23 protein-coding genes, 1 tRNA gene and 2 pseudogenes are annotated in these 18,717 nt (G+C 58.0%); 20 read left to right on the plus strand and 6 right to left on the minus strand.

Annotated features, from left to right (window positions below):
* Positions 1-580 precede the first annotated feature (580 nt).
* The 14 genes and pseudogenes from B2585_RS20695 to B2585_RS14155 form a co-directional block, all read left to right on the plus strand.
* Positions 581-844 (plus strand): annotated as a pseudogene (locus B2585_RS20695) (Arm DNA-binding domain-containing protein); the annotation flags it as partial.
* 3 nt (positions 845-847) lie between these two features.
* The gene (locus B2585_RS14100) at positions 848-1,744 is read left to right on the plus strand and encodes a tyrosine-type recombinase/integrase (protein WP_292024372.1); all 897 of its coding nucleotides are present in this window, start codon (positions 848-850) and stop codon (positions 1,742-1,744) included.
* 57 nt (positions 1,745-1,801) lie between these two features.
* Positions 1,802-2,653, plus strand: a complete 852-nt coding sequence (locus B2585_RS14105) for a hypothetical protein (RefSeq protein ID WP_292024373.1) — start codon at positions 1,802-1,804, stop codon at positions 2,651-2,653.
* Positions 2,654-2,847: 194 nt separating this feature from the next.
* Positions 2,848-3,036 carry a helix-turn-helix transcriptional regulator gene (locus B2585_RS14110; protein ID WP_292024375.1) on the plus strand — a complete coding sequence of 63 codons (189 nt, stop codon included), beginning with the start codon at positions 2,848-2,850 and terminating at the stop codon, positions 3,034-3,036.
* Between the two features lie 110 nt (positions 3,037-3,146).
* On the plus strand, positions 3,147-3,503 hold the full coding sequence (locus B2585_RS14115) for a hypothetical protein (protein ID WP_292024377.1): 357 nt from the start codon (positions 3,147-3,149) through the stop codon (positions 3,501-3,503).
* A gap of 124 nt (positions 3,504-3,627) precedes the next feature.
* Positions 3,628-4,491, plus strand: coding sequence for a DUF7146 domain-containing protein (locus B2585_RS14120; RefSeq protein WP_292024379.1), 864 nt, complete (start codon positions 3,628-3,630; stop codon positions 4,489-4,491).
* Positions 4,488-5,561 (plus strand): AAA family ATPase, encoded by a 1,074-nt coding sequence (locus tag B2585_RS14125; protein ID WP_292024381.1) that lies wholly within the window; start codon positions 4,488-4,490, stop codon positions 5,559-5,561. Before B2585_RS14120 ends, B2585_RS14125 begins: the two co-directional genes overlap by 4 nt.
* A gap of 143 nt (positions 5,562-5,704) precedes the next feature.
* Positions 5,705-5,917: pseudogene (locus tag B2585_RS20660) on the plus strand (DUF5681 domain-containing protein); the annotation flags it as partial.
* Between the two features lie 69 nt (positions 5,918-5,986).
* Positions 5,987-6,142, plus strand: a complete 156-nt coding sequence (locus B2585_RS14130) for a hypothetical protein (RefSeq protein ID WP_292024382.1) — start codon at positions 5,987-5,989, stop codon at positions 6,140-6,142.
* Positions 6,139-6,426, plus strand: a complete 288-nt coding sequence (locus B2585_RS14135; RefSeq protein ID WP_292024384.1) for a hypothetical protein — start codon at positions 6,139-6,141, stop codon at positions 6,424-6,426. The genes B2585_RS14130 and B2585_RS14135 overlap by 4 nt, the downstream gene beginning before the upstream one ends.
* Complete coding sequence (locus B2585_RS14140; protein ID WP_292024386.1) at positions 6,423-6,677, plus strand: hypothetical protein; 255 nt, start codon at positions 6,423-6,425, stop codon at positions 6,675-6,677. The genes B2585_RS14135 and B2585_RS14140 overlap by 4 nt, the downstream gene beginning before the upstream one ends.
* A gap of 66 nt (positions 6,678-6,743) precedes the next feature.
* Positions 6,744-7,814, plus strand: a complete 1,071-nt coding sequence (locus B2585_RS14145) for a hypothetical protein (protein WP_292024387.1) — start codon at positions 6,744-6,746, stop codon at positions 7,812-7,814.
* A complete protein-coding gene (locus tag B2585_RS14150) occupies positions 7,814-10,027 on the plus strand; it encodes a hypothetical protein (RefSeq protein WP_292024390.1) in 2,214 nt (737 codons plus the stop codon). Before B2585_RS14145 ends, B2585_RS14150 begins: the two co-directional genes overlap by 1 nt.
* A 370-nt stretch (positions 10,028-10,397) precedes the next feature.
* Positions 10,398-10,904, plus strand: a complete 507-nt coding sequence (locus B2585_RS14155; RefSeq protein WP_292024392.1) for a hypothetical protein — start codon at positions 10,398-10,400, stop codon at positions 10,902-10,904.
* Positions 10,905-10,999: 95 nt separating this feature from the next.
* Here the strand turns inward: B2585_RS14155 and B2585_RS14160 are convergent, their stop codons facing one another.
* Positions 11,000-11,266, minus strand: coding sequence for a helix-turn-helix domain-containing protein (locus B2585_RS14160; RefSeq protein ID WP_292024395.1), 267 nt, complete (start codon positions 11,264-11,266; stop codon positions 11,000-11,002).
* A 91-nt stretch (positions 11,267-11,357) separates the two neighbouring features.
* Between B2585_RS14160 and B2585_RS14165 the strand changes: the two genes are divergently transcribed.
* The 5 genes from B2585_RS14165 to B2585_RS14185 all read left to right on the plus strand — a co-directional run bounded on the left by B2585_RS14165 (position 11,358) and on the right by B2585_RS14185 (position 14,551).
* On the plus strand, positions 11,358-11,975 hold the full coding sequence (locus B2585_RS14165; protein ID WP_292024398.1) for a hypothetical protein: 618 nt from the start codon (positions 11,358-11,360) through the stop codon (positions 11,973-11,975).
* Positions 11,976-11,997: 22 nt separating this feature from the next.
* Entirely contained in the window at positions 11,998-12,231 is a 234-nt protein-coding gene (locus B2585_RS14170) for a hypothetical protein (RefSeq protein ID WP_292024400.1), read from the plus strand.
* Complete coding sequence (locus B2585_RS14175; protein ID WP_292024402.1) at positions 12,231-12,986, plus strand: hypothetical protein; 756 nt, start codon at positions 12,231-12,233, stop codon at positions 12,984-12,986. The genes B2585_RS14170 and B2585_RS14175 overlap by 1 nt, the downstream gene beginning before the upstream one ends.
* 73 nt (positions 12,987-13,059) lie before the next feature.
* Positions 13,060-13,560, plus strand: a complete 501-nt coding sequence (locus B2585_RS14180; protein WP_292024403.1) for a hypothetical protein — start codon at positions 13,060-13,062, stop codon at positions 13,558-13,560.
* Positions 13,561-13,876: 316 nt separating this feature from the next.
* A complete protein-coding gene (locus B2585_RS14185) occupies positions 13,877-14,551 on the plus strand; it encodes a hypothetical protein (RefSeq protein ID WP_292024405.1) in 675 nt (224 codons plus the stop codon).
* A gap of 46 nt (positions 14,552-14,597) precedes the next feature.
* Here the strand turns inward: B2585_RS14185 and B2585_RS14190 are convergent, their stop codons facing one another.
* The 3 genes from B2585_RS14190 to B2585_RS14200 all read right to left on the minus strand — a co-directional run bounded on the left by B2585_RS14190 (position 14,598) and on the right by B2585_RS14200 (position 15,893).
* A complete protein-coding gene (locus B2585_RS14190; protein WP_292024407.1) occupies positions 14,598-14,975 on the minus strand; it encodes a hypothetical protein in 378 nt (125 codons plus the stop codon).
* On the minus strand, positions 14,975-15,529 hold the full coding sequence (locus B2585_RS14195) for a Panacea domain-containing protein (protein ID WP_292024409.1): 555 nt from the start codon (positions 15,527-15,529) through the stop codon (positions 14,975-14,977). Before B2585_RS14195 ends, B2585_RS14190 begins: the two co-directional genes overlap by 1 nt.
* A 193-nt stretch (positions 15,530-15,722) precedes the next feature.
* Complete coding sequence (locus B2585_RS14200) at positions 15,723-15,893, minus strand: hypothetical protein (protein ID WP_292024411.1); 171 nt, start codon at positions 15,891-15,893, stop codon at positions 15,723-15,725.
* A 622-nt stretch (positions 15,894-16,515) separates the two neighbouring features.
* Between B2585_RS14200 and B2585_RS14205 the strand changes: the two genes are divergently transcribed.
* Entirely contained in the window at positions 16,516-17,814 is a 1,299-nt protein-coding gene (locus tag B2585_RS14205) for a flavin monoamine oxidase family protein (protein ID WP_292024993.1), read from the plus strand.
* A 198-nt stretch (positions 17,815-18,012) separates the two neighbouring features.
* Here the strand turns inward: B2585_RS14205 and B2585_RS14210 are convergent.
* Together B2585_RS14210 and B2585_RS14215 are read right to left on the minus strand one after the other, a co-directional pair.
* Positions 18,013-18,088, minus strand: a tRNA-Ala gene (locus tag B2585_RS14210).
* A 200-nt stretch (positions 18,089-18,288) separates the two neighbouring features.
* Positions 18,289-18,615 carry a TIGR02300 family protein gene (locus B2585_RS14215; RefSeq protein WP_292024413.1) on the minus strand — a complete coding sequence of 109 codons (327 nt, stop codon included), beginning with the start codon at positions 18,613-18,615 and terminating at the stop codon, positions 18,289-18,291.
* Positions 18,616-18,717: the final 102 nt, after the last annotated feature.

The raw sequence follows: 18,717 nt of genomic DNA on the forward strand, positions 1-18,717 counted from the left end.
GGTGAGGTGCGAATTCACGCAACAGCGGACATTGCCTTCCCATGAGTATGGAACAGAAACAGTGGAGCTATCCGCTTCAAGCCCGCATGCCTTGTCCGGGGTTGACGGAGACAGCGCAAGTGATGCCGGCAAGTCCCGCCCGACGCCGAGATCATCCTCGACGTTCTCCTGACCCTCAATACGAACGACGTGGTGCTCTGACGAGACGAGGTTCGCCACGGTCAGGACCTATCCAACAGCGCGTGCCATCAAAACGCCGACTGGTACATGGCCCGAACGCGCTTAATGACCCCACCGGCAATTCCCGCAGGTCCTGCGGAGGTATTCGCCTTGTCCAGCAGCTCTATAACCACTGAAGTATCGCAGCGAGCCTCCTGCAACGCGCAGTGCAAGCGTGCTGAGCCTACCAAAAAAGGGAAGTTGGTGGAGCCTAGGTCTACCCATCCAGTGTCCGATGCATTCCGGGGAGTTTCCGCAAAGCTCATGAAATAAAGGGTCATGGCGCTGGTATGTTCCGATAAGGTTGATTGCCGTCCAGCGAAAGCCTACAGTTTGTGGCGGGACAGATGGCGGGACAATCATGGGCAAGCTTACAGTTCGGAAAGTTGAGAGCCTCCGAGATCCGGGCATGTATGGCGATGGTGAGGGTCTATATCTTCGCGTCGGTCCCACCGGTTCCAAGTCGTGGATTCTTCGGACGCGGATCAACGGTCGTTTCACGAAAGGCGGAAGCCCCCTGCGGTGGGAAGGGGGCATTGGCTCTCTAGCGATGGTCTCGCTAGCTGAGGCTCGGGACAAGGCGCGAGAGTTGCGAAAAGTCGCAAGGGAAGGCGGGGATCCTCGCACCGTGCGGGACGACGACGCCTTGACCTTCGAGGAGGCGGCTCGAACCCTATACCGCTCGCTAGAGCCGTCTTGGAAGAACGAGAAGCACGCGAAGACCTGGATTGCGTCACTTGAGAAGTACGTCTTCCCCGAAATCGGAGCGACGCCGATTGAAGAAATCGCCTCAGGCGACATCCTGCCATTACTCTCACCGATTTGGGTTGAGAAGAACGAGACCGCAAAACGCGTGAAGCAACGCGTTTCTGCAGTCTTCGACTGGGCCAAAGGCGCTGGGCACTTCGCGCACGAAAATCCCGTTAACGGGTTGTCGAAAGCGCTTCCATCCGTGAGGCGCAAAGCAAACCATATGCCCGCAATGAAGCACAAAGACGTGCCAGCATTCATGGCCGCTCTGGATGAAAGAGAGGGCACTTCGGCTCGAACGCTGCAGTTCATCATTCTGACGGCTGTGCGCTCTGGTGAAGCGCGCGGGGCTCAATGGTCTGAGATTGAAGGCGACGTGTGGAACGTTCCGGCTGAACGCATGAAGCTCGGTGTGCCGCACAGTGTGCCACTCTCGAAGCAAGCACTCGCGGTTCTTGAAAAGGTGCGCGGCCTTGATGACGAATGGGTATTCCCTTCAACAGTTCCGAACAAAGATGGCTCGCAGCGCCCGCAGTCGGTGATGGTGTTCAAAGGACTTATGAAGAGAATGGGCGTACAGGGGATCACGGTTCATGGGTTCCGCTCTACTTTCCGAGACTGGGCCGGGGAAGTTGCACGGGCTGACTGGGAAGTGGCGGAGGCTGCTCTGGCCCATGCTGTCGGAAGCGATGTAGCGCGGTCCTATGCGCGAAGTGATTTGTTCCAACGCAGACGCGAACTGATGGATGCTTGGGGAGGGTATTGCTGCTCGTGACCCAACACTTCGCCATAGAGGGAATATCTGATGTTTTGTCCGCCTGAGCACATTCTCGTGGAACAGCTGTTCACGCGCGCACTTGCCCGCTCCAATGAACAGTTCCCAGGACAAACTAGGGAAGATGAGCCCAGCTCTTATCTTGCCGCCCATCTTTTTCACTCAACGAATGCGTTCATCGCTCTCCGGCTATTTCTTTTGTCGTGTCCATCTCTCTCCGTCTGTTCGCCAAGTGGAGTGGTTCTACGCGTTGGCAGTCAAATTCTGGCAACTTCACGAGAAGCCGGGATGCCAAGTCGTGCGGAGCGGTTCTTTGCTCATATTTCTAACTACACTTGGACTGTCGAAGTTTCTGAATGGCCGGAGCGATCACGTGAGCCGATCAGCGGTATTAGTTTGATTGCCGAAGCACTGGCGAGGCCGCAGAGGGAATACGCGAGAGTGCTCCTTGCGTTTAATGGATGGTCGATCACGGTGCACCAGTCCGACGTTGCTCAGGACGACGAGACAATTTTTGATGCATATTTTCCGACAAGTACGTCGAGCGCGCTATCCGACGAAGCCTCACCTGACGGGGCGCAACCAGGCAGACCCCTCAAGCTGATCAAGGCAATGCGGGTTTTCTATGAGAAGTTCCCAGGGGGCCGTGAAACAGCCTCACGCGAGGAGATTAGGAAGACCATCGAAGGCGAGCTTGGCGAAAGCTTCTCCGAAACGTCAGCCAGCCGCTTGTTTCGCGCAATTATCCTTTTGGGCGAACTCGAAAGCAAATTCGGCGATGAAATCAGGTCCGCCAACGCGGATCAAATCGCAGCCCTGCTTAGGGAAGAATTCGGCATTCAGCCAGGCGACGAGCGAATCGGGCATGTATGGCGAGGCATCGAAGCGGGATTTCCACCTAGAACCTGAGCAACAGACGATCCCAAAGCCTACCAAAACCTACCCCGGACATTGTCAAAACTCCGCCAAGCCCAGCCAATAACCATACCAAAACTCTTTTCCGCGAAACTAATTTTGCCAGATGTGACAGGCACTTAACGACGCCGTACTTTCCAGTGGAAGCCACAGCAATCCCGCAGTGGCCGAAGCGGAAAGGAAGCGAAATGACACAGCGTATTTTGCGCCGCCCAGCGGTCGAAAAGTATACCGGCCTGTCACGTTCGACCATCTACGCCATGATCGCCGAAGGCTCTTTCCCAAAGCCCATTCGGCTTGGGAAGCGCGCGGTCGGTTGGCCGGAGTCTGTGGTCGCTGATTGGCTTGAAGACCGTTGCAAGTCCGAGGCCGCATAAGAAACCCCCGCTCAGTCATGGACCGGGCAGGGGCGACTTTTACTTAGCGGTAAGGGAAGTTTAGCCCATCGGACCCGGTCCTTTCAACCCAATATCTGAAAGGACAAATAATGAGCAGCAACCAACTGAAACCCCCAGCGAACGCACAGCGCATTTCGCGCAGAGCCGACCTTTCGCCCAACCGTCAGGGCGTATGGATCCAAATCGAAAACGAAGGCAGTGAACCGACGAAAGCGCTTCTCTCTAAGAGCAAGCGGCAAGTTGTGGACACCCTCTTGCGGGGTCCGGTTTACGCCGCATCGCCGGTTCGCATCTCCGATATCGTGCACATCCTCAAACGTGATGTTGGGCTCGACATTGAAACTAAAATGTATCCGGGCGATCCCGACAACGGATCTATGTCCTATGGGGTGTACTTCCTCAGAAGCAAAGTGACGCTCCTCGACAAGCGCGAGGTGGCGGCATGATGGCCCAACAGGACCACACCCGCCGCCGTCAGGCTCGTCGCATTCGGTGGAAAGCGGGAGTGACGAGTGACCATACCGCGCGTGTCATCGCTGGCATCGCCTTCGGCAAGGGAGGTGATCGGTAATGGATGGGCGCACCCTCACTCACAACCTTGGTGGGGCTTGGCGTCATGGGCAGGGCAACGCGCCCTGTCCCATCTGCCAGCCTGAGCGCCGCCGGGATCAAACCGCCCTGTCGATCAGCGAAACCAATGGCAAGCTCCTGCTCCATTGCTTCAAATCCGGCTGTTCTTTCGTGGAAATCGCGAACGCGGCCCATCTGCCCCTTGAACGGGCGCAGGTGGACTTCGATGCGGTCCGCGAGACGAAGCGGAAACAGGCTGAGTATCGCAAGGCTCATCTGTCGAAAGGACGTAGCCTTTGGGATAGGTCTCTGCCGATCAACGGTACGCGAGGTGAAGCTTACCTACGCGGGCGGGGCATCTCCTGTGACATGCCGCCGTCGCTGCGCTGGATGCCCGATATCCACCACGCCCCGACGATGATCTGGGGGGCTGCAATCGTGGCGAACGTCGAACCTACGGGCGGCGTGCATCGCACCTTCTTTGACAAGAAAGGCAATCGGCTCGCCAAGTCAGCCAAGATGATGCTCGGTCCGTGCTCAGGGGGCGCTGTGAGGCTCTCTGAGGCGGCTTCCGGACCGTTGGTGGTGTGCGAGGGCATAGAGACCGGCCTGAGCCTGTTGTCGGGCCTGCTGGCTTTTCCTGCTGCCGTGTGGGCCGCGCTCAGCGCGCCCGGCATTGCCGCCCTCGAACTGCCTAGAGAACCCAGTGAACTGATTATCGCAACGGACGGAGATGAGGCGGGCCGGGAAGCGGGCGACAAGCTCGGCCTTCGAGCGACTGCGCTGGGCTGGAAGGTGTCCCTCATGCCTGCGCCTGACGGCAAGGACTGGAACGATGTTCTGACGAAAGGGGAAGCGGCATGACCGACATGACCCCCCAAGTTGTTCCGTTCCAGTCTAAGCGCGGCGAAGCCCTGCGGGGCAAGATGATCCCGCTGGCGAAAATCAAGCCGTGCCTCGATGCCAACTACCTAGTCCAAGGCTGGCTTGGGGCAGGTGGGCTCAGTGTCCTCTATGGCCCTTCGAACTCAGGCAAGACCTTCGTCGCCGTGGACCTCGCGGCCCACGTCGCCAGCGGCACGGCGTGGCGCGGTTACAAGATCAAGCCGGGTCCAGTGGTCTATGTCGCGGCAGAAGGTGGCGGCGGCATCCGCAATCGAGTGTCCGCGATCCGCAATGCGAGACCTGACCTTTTGGAGGGGGCGGAATTCTCTCTCCTGCCCACCAACCTTGATCTGCACGAGCCGGGCGACGCCATGGCGCTCTGTGACGCTATGCCGACCGAAAGCGCCGCCCTGGTGGTTATCGACACGATGGCGCGATGCATGGGCTCAGGTGACGAGAACAGCGCCCGTGACGTGGCTCAATTCGTGATCAACCTCGATGCGATCCGCGAACGGACAGGGGCGCATGTGCTGGTGGTCCACCATAGCGGCAAGAACGCGGAAGCCGGGGCGCGTGGGTCGTCCGCACTGCGGGCGGCTGTGGACACCGAGATTGCGATTTCTGAGGGGCAAATATCTTGCGTGAAGCAGCGCGACATGGAGACGCCCGACCGGCTGTTCTTCGGCCTCGAAACCGTCGAACTCGGAAAGGACAGCGATGGTGACCCGGTTACGAGTGCGGTTGTCCGCCCCGCCGATGCGCCGAAGCCAAAACGAAAGCCTTTGAGTGGTCAGGCTGAGGTCGCGATGCAGGCCCTACGAGAAGCCCTGCGCGAGCATGGAGCGACCATCTTGGGGCCCGACTACCCAGAGGGGTGCAAGAGCGTTCCCGTGGACCTGTGGCGCGAAGCATGTGACCGCCACGGCCTGACGACCGGGGGCAGCGAAAGCGCGCATCGGATGGCCTTCATGCGCGTGAAGAACAAGCTCCTCGAACTGAACGAAATCCGAATTTTCGAAGACCAAGTCTGGAGCGTCCAGCATGACTGAACCGCGTAACATCCGTAACCGTGACGTAACCGTTCGCACATTTGACGGAGGCAACCCAAGCGTAACGAACGTAACACACCCCTTTAGGGGTGTTACGGATGTTACGGTGCCTGAGGCGGTTCCTGAACATGGGGAGAGTGCCCATGGCTGACCGAAAAAACGGGTCGAAAACGGATCCTCGCAACCCTGATGGCACTTTCGCTCAAGGTAATCCCGGTCGCCCCGCTGGCTCGCGGAATGCCGTCACCCGCGCCGTAGAGGAACTCCTTCAAGGCGAAGCCGAGGGACTGACACGAAAAGCGGTCGATATGGCGCTTGAGGGGGACACAACGGCGTTGCGTCTGTGCCTGGAGCGCATAGCCCCTTCGCGGAAAGACGCCCCCGTCCAATTCGACCTTCCCGACCTCGATACAGCTGAAGACGCCATGAGCGCGGCCAAGGCTGTGCTTCGTGCCGTGTCAATCGGGGAGATCACCCCCGTCGAAGGGGCCACCGTCATGGGGCTCGTGGAGAGCTTCCGCCGCGCCCTCGAAACCAACGACCTGGAACAGCGGATCACCGCACTGGAGGCGGCGAAATGAGCAGAGAGCACCAACGGCGTATTGCCAGACTTGAGGCTGCAAGCGTTGCAGTGGCCACGACCGCGATTGGGGTCGTGCCGACCGACTGGACGGAAGAGAGGGCGAACTGCGCTATTGCGGAATTGGCAAAGAGTGCAGGTCATGCCGGGCCGATGGAAGTGATGGCGCTGAGAACCTCAGGAAGCGAACCTAGCTTTGTTGGGGTTTGTGATCTGCAAGAACTGCTAGGCTCTATCGCCTCGGCTGGCAGGCGTATCACCGATGATGAGGGCAAACCGCAATGACCCTCAAGACCCGAGTTCAGCAACTAGAAATCCGTTCTTCTCAGGGCGACGGGGAAAACGAAATCACAATCTTCGTAACGAACGCGCCTAGGCCGGGAGGCAAAGGCAACATCGCATGGTTTGAGGGCTTCCCGAACGAAACGCTTTGCGGGCGTGAGGGCGAGACCCTCAAAGACTTTGGGGAACGGTGTGAGGCCCATATTGCCGTCCTCAAAGCAAACCAGAAATCAATCGAGCAAAAGGAAACGTGAGACATGGAAAACCCATACGAAAACGCGAACGACGAGCGGCAGAGGGGCTCTCCGGGGGCCAATCCGATGACGAACTACCTCTCGCCCGAGTGGAACCGCTCCATGATGATTTACGGCCTCGGAGATGTGCTGAAAGGCGGGTCGGGGCAGAGCTTTTTCCAAAACATGGCCATGGCCCACCGATTGCAAACTCAGGAAGCTGAACGGGCGCGCAAGGAGGCCGAGGAGCGGCAAGGGGTTGAGATGGCGCAGGACGCCTTCACCAGCCTCACAAGCCGGCCCCGGCCAAACAGCCCTCAGGGGATTGCTGACGACGCCATGCGAGCAATAGGGCGTGCCCCGATGCCGCGAGTCTCCCCGGATCGTGCCGCTGCTATCATGACCAGTCCCTATGTGCCTGACGCCATCAAGCAGTTGGTCATGGGGCAGTTCCAAGGGCCGGAACAGGACTGGCAAGTCCTCGACGGGCAATACTATGATGCCAACAATCCCAGCTCAGGAGCACAGCCGCTTCCGGGCTACACCGACCCGAATACAGCCCAACCGGAATACGGCTTCAATGACGGCTACTTCTACGACAAGAACAACCCGCAGGCAGGCGCAAAACCGATGCCGGGGCTTCCGCAGGGAGGCGGGAATGACATGACGGAATCCGAGCGTCGGATTTTCATGTTCAACAACATTCAGAAGCAAACGGGCCCCGCGATCAACACCATCGAAGACAGGGGCTTCAACCCTGCTAACATTCAAGACAAGCTTGCAGATGGCGTGCTCGCAGGTAATTTCTTCAAGAGCACCGAAGGCCAGATGTACAACGCAGCGGCTGGTGCGTGGGCGGAAAGCGCCTTGCGGCTTGCGACTGGAGCAGCGGCGACACCTGAGGAATACACTCGCATCCGAAACATGTACTTCGCGGCACCAGGCGACAGCCCGGAAACCATAGCTGTGAAACGTGCTATGCGAGGGTCCTATCAGCAGGTTCTGCAAGCCACCCTCGCGGGTGACATCCGGCAGGATATCCCCAACCCGCTCGTGTTCGCGGTGAACCAGTTCTATCAACAGCCATCCCAAACCCCAGGCACTTCCAGTGAATGGCAGGATATCGGCGATGGTGTTCGGATGCGGAGGGTTGAATAGTGGCTATCTTCGAATTCAAAACACCCGATGGCGCGCGCTTTCAGGTAGAGGCGCCCGATCAACGAACGGCTGCTGATGCATTTCGCAGAATGCAGGCGGGTGAAGTGGCCTCAGTCCCCCAACAGGCCGAAGCACCCGAAGAGTTCTTTCTGAACCCGGACACCGGCCAGATGACTAGCCGGGAGCTGTTGACCAGCAGCATGGAACCGAGCATTGCCGAGAGCGCCGGGATCGGCGCAGTTCGGGGGGCTACCCTGGGCGGCGATGACGAACTCGCGGCCGGAGTGCGCGCCATCCTACCTGGCGGCGAGGGCATGTCTGAGGAATACCGCTTCGAACTTGAGCGTCAGAGAGCGCGCAAAGAGGCGGCTATGCGCGATCATCCCTGGGCAACTGTGACGGGCACGATTGGCGGCGCTGTCGGTGGTGCTGTGGCGACGAGAGGTGCATTGCAGCGCGTAGGGCTCGGGATCAATGCTGCGCCCACAATTGCCGGGCGAATGGGCCAAATGGCCGCAGCGGGCGCTACCGGGGCGGGAACAGAAGGTTTCCTTTCCGGCGAAGGCGGATGGCAGGATCGGCGCGACGATGCCGCTATTGGCGCTGGCGTTGGGTTGGTGGCCGCCCCCCTCGCAGGCTACGGTCTTGCGAAACTCGCCAATGCTGGAGAACGGATCGGCGGAAACGTATTGCGTCGCTTCTTCTCAAGCAAAGCAATGGTTGATGAAACCTCGGGAGAAATCTCGGATTATGGACGCAAGGTTCTTCGGACACTTGGGTATGACCTGGACGAAGTGACCGCTCGCATGCAAAGAGAGCTGACCAGTGCTGCTGAAGATGCGACATCGGGGCGTATTCCACAAAACGCGGTCGAGAATGTAGCGGCTTTCAAGCGGTTCGACGTGCCTATGACACGCGGCCAAGCGAGGGGCGATATCCCTCAGATTGCCATGGAGCAGAATTTCCGCGCGGGGACGCGCGGGCAAGGTGCATATAATGCAGTCGCCGAGTTCGATGCACGGCAAGCCGCTGCTCTGAATGCAGCCCGTGAAGGCATCGTTCCAGGCAGTGGTGGCCCTGTAACCGATGCTGCAGACGATGTGATCGCAGGGGTGCGTAGGCAGGCTGATTCGGCACGCCAAGCTGGCTCGCGGGCCTATGATGCCCTTGAAGCAAGCGGCGCAGCGGTTCGACCAGAAGCTTCGACAGCGGTCCAACGGTCGATCCGTATGGCGGCAGAAGCGGCAGGTGCGCCAATTGACGGGGGAACGCCCAATGCACAAGCAGCGCTCAACTTCATCGACAATGCGTTCAACGCGAACAACGGCGGCGCGGTCCCGTTCATGACTTTGGAGAGGGCCCGGCAACGACTACTGGGCTTTTCCCGTGCAGCCGCGCAGGGCAGCAACGGGGCGGACAGATTCGCGATGGAGGCCGTCGTAGACCAGTTCGACAACTGGATGGACGACACCATCTCGTCGGCGCTGATATCCGGGGATGAAGCCGTGTTGAGTCAGGCGAAGGAGGCGCGCTCGCTTTGGGAGCAATACCGCCGCACCTTCTTTGGCCGTCAGGGCGCTGACAACATCATCCGAAAGATTGTCACTGATGATTTGACCCCCGATCAGGTCGCGAGTTGGCTATTCGGATCCTCGTCGCATATCGGGGGCGGGCAAACGGCGAACGTCGCCAAGCGTGTCAAAGACATACTTGGCCCGGATTCTCCGGAGTGGTCGAATGTGCGTCGCGCGGCGTGGGATCGGGTGACGACTGCCCCCAGTGGTGAGATGTATGGCCCAGACAAGATTGTCGCAAACATCGACCGATTGCTTCGTGAAAAGGGCCGCACCCTTTCGTTGGAACTCTTTTCGTCCGATGAGTTGATGCAAATCCGCGAGTTCCGAAACATGATGGACCGGCTTCGTGTGCCGTCGAAGGCGGCGAACCCGAGCGGCACATCCTATGACGTTCAGCGCAGCGTCCAGCAGGCCATATCGCGCATGTCTGGCATCTTCGGCGGTATTCCCGGGGCTGCCGCAGGGAAGGCTCTGGATGCAGGGGGTAGTTTCTCGAATGCGGTTCGAGCACGTGCGGCGGTCAAGGGACTAGACCTTCCCGCCCCGGCTTCTCCTCTTGTTGCGGCGTCGAGCGTATCGTCAGTTTCAAGCCTGACGCCTGAAGCCATAGAGGCAATTGAAGCGCGCCAGAGGTGAGGTCACCAAGGGGCTAGGCCAAGCGAGGCGAACACATATCCTGTCCAAAACAGGCCAGATATGAAGCCGAGGCCTAGTCCCCCAGATTTGTAGCCCATCTGCCAAAGTTTAAGGGCCAGCCTGGCCCCAAGCAGGATCGTTGCGGCGACGAGAATTCCGCCGGTTATCTGAGAGGAAAGGTCCGGGTCCATTTTCTCGATTCTTCTGACGGCAGCAATATTGGTCAATTGATTTTTGGTTCGGGCTAGCCCCGGAGGCACCGCAAAGGTATTTGTTGTCGGCACATCATTGAATGGGACCGGTTGTTTTCCAGATGCCAGTACGGAAGAAGTTGATGTTTCGATTTGTTGCGCTCGTCTCGATTGCCCTCATGACCGCCGCATGCAAGCCTGTAAGAGAGACGATCAACGAGATTACCAACCATGGAAAGCTGGCTGGTGTTGCGAACTGCATTGAACTGTCGCCCCAAGGTCTTTTGTCAGAGGAAGCTGTGCGCGGGTCCTGCATTGCCAAGTTCCAGACCGAATTGCCGCCTTGGGTTGCGCAGAGCTTCGATGGTCGCGGGGGCCCAAGTTCCTTGGGCAAAGATAAAGTTTTCTCTGGAGTAATCACAGATTCGCCGGATGAGTATGTGATCACGAAGTTCAGAGTCTCAGTGGTCACTTACGCCTCAGAAGGCGACGAGCCTGATCACGCAAGCGCCGTTGTGGAGGGCTGGTTTGAACCGGGTTCACAGTACGTCGAGTTCACCTCACTGCCGCTCGATGACCTTCCGAAAAGTTGGGGTGAAATCGACGGAATGGCTGGTTGTGATGGTGAGGAAAAGAGAGACTGCTGGACTTGGACGATTGTCGGCACATGGGGTCTGGCTCTCTGAAGTCGTCCTGTTCCTCCCGAAGTACATAGCTGAAGCGCCGTGACAGCAATCCTTACGCACATTTCCCAGTGTCCCACTCTCAGGATGCAACGGTCCTAAACTGGTTTGGCTGGATGTAAGGGCCTAAGCGCAACACCAGGACCGTTTGCAGTGTCGCCATTGTCCAGGAACTGAATCCCTTGCGCCGTCAAGGCGGCTTCCAGATTGTTCAGGGTTTCAAAGCGCACCGCAAGGTTTCCGCTACCGTTTTCAAGACGCTTGATTGTGGGCACCGATACGCCTGCGGCTTCGGCCACCTTGGCTTGGGTCCAGCCCAGCGCGGCCCTCGCCTGTCTTAGTTGCTCAACTGTTCTTAGCCCCATGGGATTCTTTTTTATACCTCAGGTATTGTAATGCCCTATGCATTACTTTATATACCAGAGGTATCACAAACCGACCCTAGAGGGCAACGCTATGACCTACGACCGCAAAGCCATCATGACCGAAGCCTGGGAAATCGTGCGCCGCTTTCTCGGTAACGGCGAAACCCTCGCCCAGCTTCTTTCCCGCGCGCTCAAGTCGGTCTGGTGGTCGGCTCGTCAGAAGGTCCGGGTTGCTCGTGCATCGGAAGCCAACATGGCAGCGAAGCAAAAGCTTGAGGCCCTTACCGCTGCCGAACTCGCCCAGCGTATCGCGGATACGGAAAACCGCGACGCGCTGGGCGTGACCGGCCTCAATGAACTGGCTGACCTTCGCCGCGCTCACGTAGTTGCCCAGCGCCGTGAAGCCGAAGCAAACGAAGCAAAACGCAAGCTGATCGCCAGCGCCAAGGGCCGCTTCTGCCGCGTAGCCTTCACCAAGAAGGACGGCAGCGCCCGTCAGATGACCGTGCAGCCTGCTGCGCTCAAGAACCACGTCAAGGGCGACGAAGGGTGCCAGAGCGCCCGTAGAGCCGCTGGGACGCGCGCTGAGCGCCATCCGCACCTGATGCCGGTATGGGATGTCGAAAAGCAGGCTTGCCGCACCGTGAACCTCGCCACCGTCAACCGGATCGCGGTGAACGGGGCCGTGCATGAGTTCCATGCGCACTGATCCGGAAAAAGGGAGAACACCAATGAAGACGACCGAACAACGCCACGAGGAAACCCGCGAACGCCTCGCCCAGTTCGAGGAAATGACCCAAACCAAAGCGCCCGACACCATTTGGGACGAAGATGGCGCACCGACCGATGAAATTCTCATCTATGCCAAATCGAACGGCTTGAGCCTCGACTGGCTCTTTCTCGGCGATCCGCTGCCTTCGATCCTCTACCTGCACGACATGACCATCAAAAAAGAGGTGGCCTGATGAACCTCGCAACCAATCGCCGCAATCTCTTGGCCGGCCTCGCAGCCGCTTCCACGGCAGTCATTGGCGGGGCGGCATCGGCCAGGGCGCCTCAGACCGGCGAGCAAAATGCTCGTCTACTCGAACTGGCCGACGAACTCCCCATCCGAAAAGCAGCTTTTCTTCAAGCGCAGGAATGGGTCGACCGCATCTATCGGGAGACGATGGCGGTCTGGCCGCTCGCCCCCGACGAGATCACATGTGAAGCTAGTCCGTTCTTCGGAACGCTCGAACGCGACGTTGCAGGTCGAGGGATTTGGCGGAAAGGTTCGGAGAACGCCATGGGCGTGAAGACACCCGAGAAGCTGGATGAGGAGGTGCGCTGGTGCGCCGAGACACTTGGCCGGAAACATATCCGGCGCCACCCCGACCGCGTCGAAGACTGGGAGTCACGCCTCGCCGAAGCAAAGCGCGGGCGAAAGATATCCGAACGCTACTTCGCAGAGTGCGAGCGGCTGAAGGCGGCCAGTGGTTACGAGAAAGCCAATGGAGAAGCTGCGACAGCGCGCGAGGCTCTACGCGACATTGTGGCGGCGATCATCGAGGAAGAAGAAACCTCCATTGAGGGCGTCGTCGTCAAGGCGCAGGCGCTGGCCGCTTGGGGCGCGGTTCCCAGCTTCTACCAGACGTTTTCGCCGGGCGCTTCCAAGTGGGGTCCCAAGTTTGCAGATGCAGTGATGCGTCAGGCACGGGAAACGAAAGGAGTGCGCACCTGACCGCCAGGCGCAAGCAGGAGACGGCCCGTTCGCCGAGCGGGTCGTTTTCATGTGCAGAGCAACGAGTGACCGAATGACAATTCATTATGACGTCAACCGGCAGTGGTCGGATGCCTACCTTCCAGATGTGAAACGCATTGTCGGCTCGCACCTTCTCAGGGCAGCGCCCGACGAAATCGACATGCGGCAGGCGACCGACCTCCTGATGCTCGACGCGAAAGACATGCGCGTTGCCGCTCGGGTCCGTCGCCCTGGCTACGCCGACCGCTTCCCATACGAGTTCACCGTGCGCTCGCGCATCCCTTCTGGCGGCGAGACGGAGCTTTCCAAGATCATCAACGGCTATGGGGATTGGATGTTCTATGGCCACGCCGATCCGGGCGGCGGGATAGGCCGGTGGTGGCTCTTGGACCTACGGGCCTTCCGAGCCGCTCTGATACGCCCTGAGAGCCGCGCACGGCTTCACTGGGGCAACAAGGTCAACGCGGATGGAACACGGTTCACCTGGTTCGACATCCGGTCTTTTCCGAATGCACCCGATATTGTGGTGGCCTCGTCAAGCGCGGCCGCATGAAATTTCTTCGGGGACTATTTGTGCAAATCACCCGAACAATACCCGAAGATTCCACCCATTGTCTGTATTAAGGTCCTGAAATCGCTAAATTTCTGTTCGGAAACGTGGCGACAAAATGGCAAAAATGTGATACAAAAATGATTGCGATTGGTCGCTGGCGAACATTCGAGCGGGGGACAGGAGACGGGGACATGGCAATTATCATGATCGGAGTCGCAGTTAATCTCAGAAGGCAAGGTATCCCTTGTCGGGAAGCACTTGGCTTGGCAGCCGTGTGCATTCCGATGGACGGTGTGCTTGTAGCGTCGGTGCTCGTATGAAAGCGGCGACGCGAGGCGACTCCAAAGCCACAGGGGTGACGCACAGACAGAGCGTCGATGGAACGTCTTCCGGCGCATCCGTGGATGCATCGCCGCTCGGGGGCTGGCTCGTCTTTCTTTTCTTATTGGCCTACTTCGGCGTAGCGACGGTTTATCAAACGGGCAGTCCAGATCCCATTTGGCAGGAAGGTTCCCCGATGGATCGCCTGAACGGCAGTCTTCTTTGGGTCACCTCCGCTATGGCCTTGTTCAATGCAACGCTTCGATCCGCAAGACCGATGGCATTCATGATTTGGCTATTGGCCTCCGCAACGATTGGAGTCGTCGCGATAGATGAACTCTTCATGCTTCATGAGAAGGCGATTGAGATAACGGGTGACGATGATCATCCGAAGATTCTTCTGATCGCGTGTGCGGGGGTCGGAATCTACATCCTGTCGAAGATTGAAAGGCTCCACACCTCGGCGCAAGCACTTCTTTGGTGCGGGTTCTTCGCCCATTTCTGCTACTTGCTGGCTGATATGGGCGACGGCGACTATTTTGATTTACCCCTTGGCCGCGTGACGCTCACCTGGATTGAGGAATACTTGGAGCTTACATCGACGGCGCTCTACTTCAGTGCTCTGTACGTGCAGTGCTTCAATGTGGTGACGAAATCAAAGAAGCGATAGCGACGTGACCAGTCTCGGTAGGTGGGTGGGATGGCGTGGTGTGTCGTCAGGTTTCGAAGTAGACCCGAAAGGCCTGACAAACCATTTCAATTTCTTGAATAGTCAAAACCCAGGACTTTGAGACGTGATCCTCCAGCCTTCGCAAACAATCGTCAGTAAGGCGTCCTGCTTGTTGGATCGGTACCCCTTGCAGGTCAGCGCGTGTGTAACGAATGACTGCCGTGCAACTGACGAAGCTCTCCTCTTTGGGCATTTCGGGCCAGTCAGCCCTAGTGATGCGCATTGCCCCTTCGAATGGATCGGAATTGATGAATAGAAATGCCCCCTGACCGAGATCAATCGCCAGATGATACTTTGTGCGAGTTGCGCGCCCGACGGCTTGCTGCGTTTCGAAACGGAAGATTTCGCCCAGCTTCTTGGGCATTACATTCCGCGAGAAATAAATTCTAGATCAGAGACTTTGCCGGGTTTGGAGGCATCCTCCTCCAGAAAGTCTTCAAATCTCATTTCATCGGCCAACGAAGTTCGATTTTTCCAAGCTCGATCATACGCAAAATGATCGTGCGTGATTTCAAAAAGTTGGTCGAATGACTTGTCTCCATACTCGGCAACAGTTTCGTCCAGAATATGAAGATCACTCCGCGAAAAGAGAGATGTGTCCACCTCACGCAAAGGCTTCCTCACCAAGAAAATCTTGTCGTGCTGTTCAATGTCAAAAGGAAGTTTGTCTGGCGTCACTCCCAAAGCGGACCTCTTCCTCACCATATCATAGGCATTGGAAGCAACAGGACCGAACTGCATTGCTACATACTTGTCGAACGTGATCGGCCGACCAAACCGTTGAAAGTGCGCGCGATCAGCTAGGTAAAGAAGCTTGACCAACTTGTACTGGTCAAGATCCAGACCCTTATGCGCCAAGTACAAGATAGCTTCTACTATCTTGTCGGCCTTGGGTTTGAAGCGTACGCGAGCGTTCATGGCCTCAATCTAGTATCAAATGCCCTTAAACGTAAGAACCGTGATGAAATGTGATCAAGAGTGTCGCGGACTTGCCAGTAATAGCACTTGGTTCTTCAAATTCCACATGGACAGCTCCACCGGGTGCCGCCTATTACCCCGGCCTCTGCAGACCTTCTTGCAAGGGGAGGCGGGCTAGCAAGCGCCGCAGCGGTCACATGGCGCGTTCGATCCGCTGGAAAAACGTGATCACGAGCGACATGAGAACCCCGGAAGCGATAGCGACAGGCGCAAGCGGCAGATTCAGAATGGCCGATGCGCAGACCGCGACCGCGCCAGTGGATGCCAGTGCAGCAACATACATGACCGCGTCAGACTCGATCATTGCGGCGCATAGCCGGTTGATGGGGGCCCTGGCGCGGCGAACTTTGAGGCCCCGGAGCATCTCTCGAGCGTCACGGACATCCGCGTTCCATGACGGGTGGTCGAGTTCACGGAGCAAGCAATTGTCAGTCACATCAGCCTGTACTCGGCTCGGAAGAACCCTTGTGGATTGGTTCACCGAAGCTTTTTCGGACAGCGCCCAGGCTGCGATTGCGTTATCATTTTCACAGCACTGCATATCTGTTTCGCGCCTATTAATCGTTGAAATGGTAAGGGTAGCCATACCGACGTGCAGGTTATCCAGTCCATAGGAAAAGCGGTATTTTCAACAGTCTCTGATCAAGGGTCGAACCGTCTCCGTCCCTGAGGCGAAATGTTCGTTCTTCGTGTTGTGCGTGTGACGTCATCGGGCCGGTCATGGCGGAAGGATGGCCAATTTGAGCCATCTGTAGGGGCCCGCAGGAAAAGTTGATTCGCGGCATCGTGTTTCAGCGTGCTTGGGATGGGTGCAGATTCCGCAGCTACCGTTGAAGAAGCGGTGTACAAGATAACCTGACATCAATCAGCGAGGCGAAGCGAACTTGAGCAAGCCCCAAAATAGAAGGCAAATCCTTTCAGGCTTGGTGGCTGCGGGTGCGCTGGGTCTGGGCAGTAGAGGTGCCACGTCTCAGCCGCAGCGCAGGATACTTGTCCTAGGTGCTGGCATAAGCGGCCTCTCGGCCGCAAGGCTCCTACACGATGCAGGTCATTCGGTTACAGTTCTGGAGGCGCGCGAAAGGCTAGGCGGTCGAATTCATACCTCCCGTTTATGGCCAGACCTGCCAATGGATCTTGGCGCAAGTTGGATTCATGGCCGGCGCGGAAACCCATTAACAGACCTAGCTGCTGAAGCTGGGGCTTCGGTCGAAGCGACGAGCTACGATGCCGCAATGCTCATTGGTGCCGATGGGTTGGAAAGCGACGACAATTTTGGACCGGCCGAACGCGTGCTGCGGGAAGCGTTCGCGGCAGCCGAAGAGCGGGACGAAGACATCTCGGTAAGGCAGGCGCTGGAAGTATCGACTGGCTGGCAGCGTGCCGATGCGGAACTGCGCCGCCGCGTGGATTACCTGGTCAACAGCTCCCTAGAACATGAGTATGGCAGTCCGGCACGGCTGTTGTCCTCGTGGTACGGGTTCGAGGACGAGGAGTTCAACGGAGAGGACGTGCTGTTCCCGAATGGCTTCGACCAGATTGTCAGCCATCTCGCGCAAGGATTGAACGTCCGCTTCTCTGCGGATGTGGTTCAGGTTGCTCCGGGGTTTGTAAGGCTTTCTGACGGGAGCCAGGTCTCGGCAGACCAGATCATTTGCACGTTGCCTTTGGGTGTCTTGCAGTCGGGCCGAGTCCAGTTCGCAGAGCCTCTCGCGCAAAGCCGGAGGAAAGCCATCGAAGGGATCGGAATGGGTCTCTTGAACAAGTGCTTGCTCCGTTTTGAACGTACCGAATGGCCCGACGATGTGGACTGGATTGGTTGGCTTGGTCCACGTAGCGGGTTCTGGGCTGAGTGGGTGTCTCTGGCGCGAACCCTTAAGGCGCCAGTCCTGATGGGTTTCAATGCCGCAGACCAAGCAACCGAAGTGGAAAAGATGAATGATCGAGACACTGTCGCAGCCGCCCACGACGCTTTGCGTGGGATGTTTGGCTCTAACTTCCCCGCCCCGCTGTCCTCGCAAATCACGCGATGGGGGCAGGAGCGTCACACGCTAGGAAGTTACAGTTTCAATGCAGTTGGCATGGGGCCCCATCTGCGGCGAGAGCTTGGCGGTTCAGATTGGGAGGGGCAACTTTGGTTCGCCGGGGAAGCCACCTCTACGCAATACTTCGGTACAGCACACGGAGCGATGTTGTCAGGTATTGAAGTGGCACAGAGCGTTATCTAGGGCGGTACGCCTTCAAATCATCCCTAGTATCTCCCGACCTTTTCAGGACTCTTCGCAACGCATTGAAGAATCTCCAAGAAGGGAGCCGAGCGTAAAAGCCAAATCTCGCGAAATGGCGCAATATGGTGGGACATCAGGCGGGACAATCATGGATTTCCCAAGAATGTCGTTCAAAAACAAGAGTTTACGTGGGGGATTTGGTGGAGCCTAGGGGGATCGAACCCCTGACCTCTTGCATGCCATGCAAGCGCTCTCCCAGCTGAGCTAAGGCCCCGTTGATCGGCTCTCGCCGAACGCCCGCGGTGTTTAGGCGAGGGCGCAGTGGGTTTCAAGCGAAAAAGTAGGGCTCCGCCTGCAATTTCCGGGCGCAGGATCGTCCAAACGAACATGCCTTGAAAAACGCCCGTCCCGGCGCCCGAAGACGACAAAGGCCGAGCACTCCGGCTCGGCCCCTTCGATCACGTTTCGCCGGGATCAGTCGTCGTCTTCGGAGGCCACGTCGGCGATGTCGTCGAGCGAGACGTCATCGTCTTCGTCATCCTCGAGCACGTCGTCGCCGAGATCAACATCGGTATCGTCGTCGGCGATGACCTCATCATCCTCGAGCGTCTCGTCCTTCTCGGCCTCTTTTTTCTGGCTGGCCTTGTCAGCCTTGTCGGCCACCATGGTACGAGTCTTGCCAGTGTCGATCTCGACCACGTCGCCGGTGTAGGGCGAAACGATCGGGTTGGCGTTCAGGTCGTAAAACCGTTTGCCGGTTGTCGGGCAGACGCGCTTGGTGCCCCATTCTTCCTTGGGCATGGAAAACCCTTTCCGTCATCATGTCGTCATGCGAGAATTTGGGGCCAACTGCCATATGTGCAAGGGGGTGTCAAAGCCTTTCAGAGCGGGCTTTGACGCATC

The sequence above is a fragment of the Maritimibacter sp. UBA3975 genome, assembly GCF_002384975.1.
Taxonomy (GTDB): domain Bacteria; phylum Pseudomonadota; class Alphaproteobacteria; order Rhodobacterales; family Rhodobacteraceae; genus Maritimibacter.

Coding starts and splice junctions, on each gene's coding strand:
- B2585_RS14120 (WP_292024379.1), top strand. CDS start 3,628: ATGGATGGGCGCACCCTCACTCACAACCTTGGTGGGGCTTGGCGTCAT.
- B2585_RS14175 (WP_292024402.1), top strand. CDS start 12,231: ATGAACCTCGCAACCAATCGCCGCAATCTCTTGGCCGGCCTCGCAGCC.
- B2585_RS14110 (WP_292024375.1), top strand. CDS start 2,848: ATGACACAGCGTATTTTGCGCCGCCCAGCGGTCGAAAAGTATACCGGC.
- B2585_RS14165 (WP_292024398.1), top strand. CDS start 11,358: ATGACCTACGACCGCAAAGCCATCATGACCGAAGCCTGGGAAATCGTG.
- B2585_RS14135 (WP_292024384.1), top strand. CDS start 6,139: ATGAGCAGAGAGCACCAACGGCGTATTGCCAGACTTGAGGCTGCAAGC.
- B2585_RS14195 (WP_292024409.1), bottom strand. CDS start 15,529: ATGAACGCTCGCGTACGCTTCAAACCCAAGGCCGACAAGATAGTAGAA.
- B2585_RS14160 (WP_292024395.1), bottom strand. CDS start 11,266: ATGGGGCTAAGAACAGTTGAGCAACTAAGACAGGCGAGGGCCGCGCTG.
- B2585_RS14115 (WP_292024377.1), top strand. CDS start 3,147: ATGAGCAGCAACCAACTGAAACCCCCAGCGAACGCACAGCGCATTTCG.
- B2585_RS14200 (WP_292024411.1), bottom strand. CDS start 15,893: ATGATCGAGTCTGACGCGGTCATGTATGTTGCTGCACTGGCATCCACT.
- B2585_RS14170 (WP_292024400.1), top strand. CDS start 11,998: ATGAAGACGACCGAACAACGCCACGAGGAAACCCGCGAACGCCTCGCC.
- B2585_RS14155 (WP_292024392.1), top strand. CDS start 10,398: ATGACCGCCGCATGCAAGCCTGTAAGAGAGACGATCAACGAGATTACC.
- B2585_RS14180 (WP_292024403.1), top strand. CDS start 13,060: ATGACAATTCATTATGACGTCAACCGGCAGTGGTCGGATGCCTACCTT.
- B2585_RS14140 (WP_292024386.1), top strand. CDS start 6,423: ATGACCCTCAAGACCCGAGTTCAGCAACTAGAAATCCGTTCTTCTCAG.
- B2585_RS14185 (WP_292024405.1), top strand. CDS start 13,877: ATGAAAGCGGCGACGCGAGGCGACTCCAAAGCCACAGGGGTGACGCAC.
- B2585_RS14215 (WP_292024413.1), bottom strand. CDS start 18,615: ATGCCCAAGGAAGAATGGGGCACCAAGCGCGTCTGCCCGACAACCGGC.
- B2585_RS14130 (WP_292024382.1), top strand. CDS start 5,987: ATGAGCGCGGCCAAGGCTGTGCTTCGTGCCGTGTCAATCGGGGAGATC.
- B2585_RS14190 (WP_292024407.1), bottom strand. CDS start 14,975: ATGCCCAAGAAGCTGGGCGAAATCTTCCGTTTCGAAACGCAGCAAGCC.
- B2585_RS14125 (WP_292024381.1), top strand. CDS start 4,488: ATGACCGACATGACCCCCCAAGTTGTTCCGTTCCAGTCTAAGCGCGGC.
- B2585_RS14145 (WP_292024387.1), top strand. CDS start 6,744: ATGACGAACTACCTCTCGCCCGAGTGGAACCGCTCCATGATGATTTAC.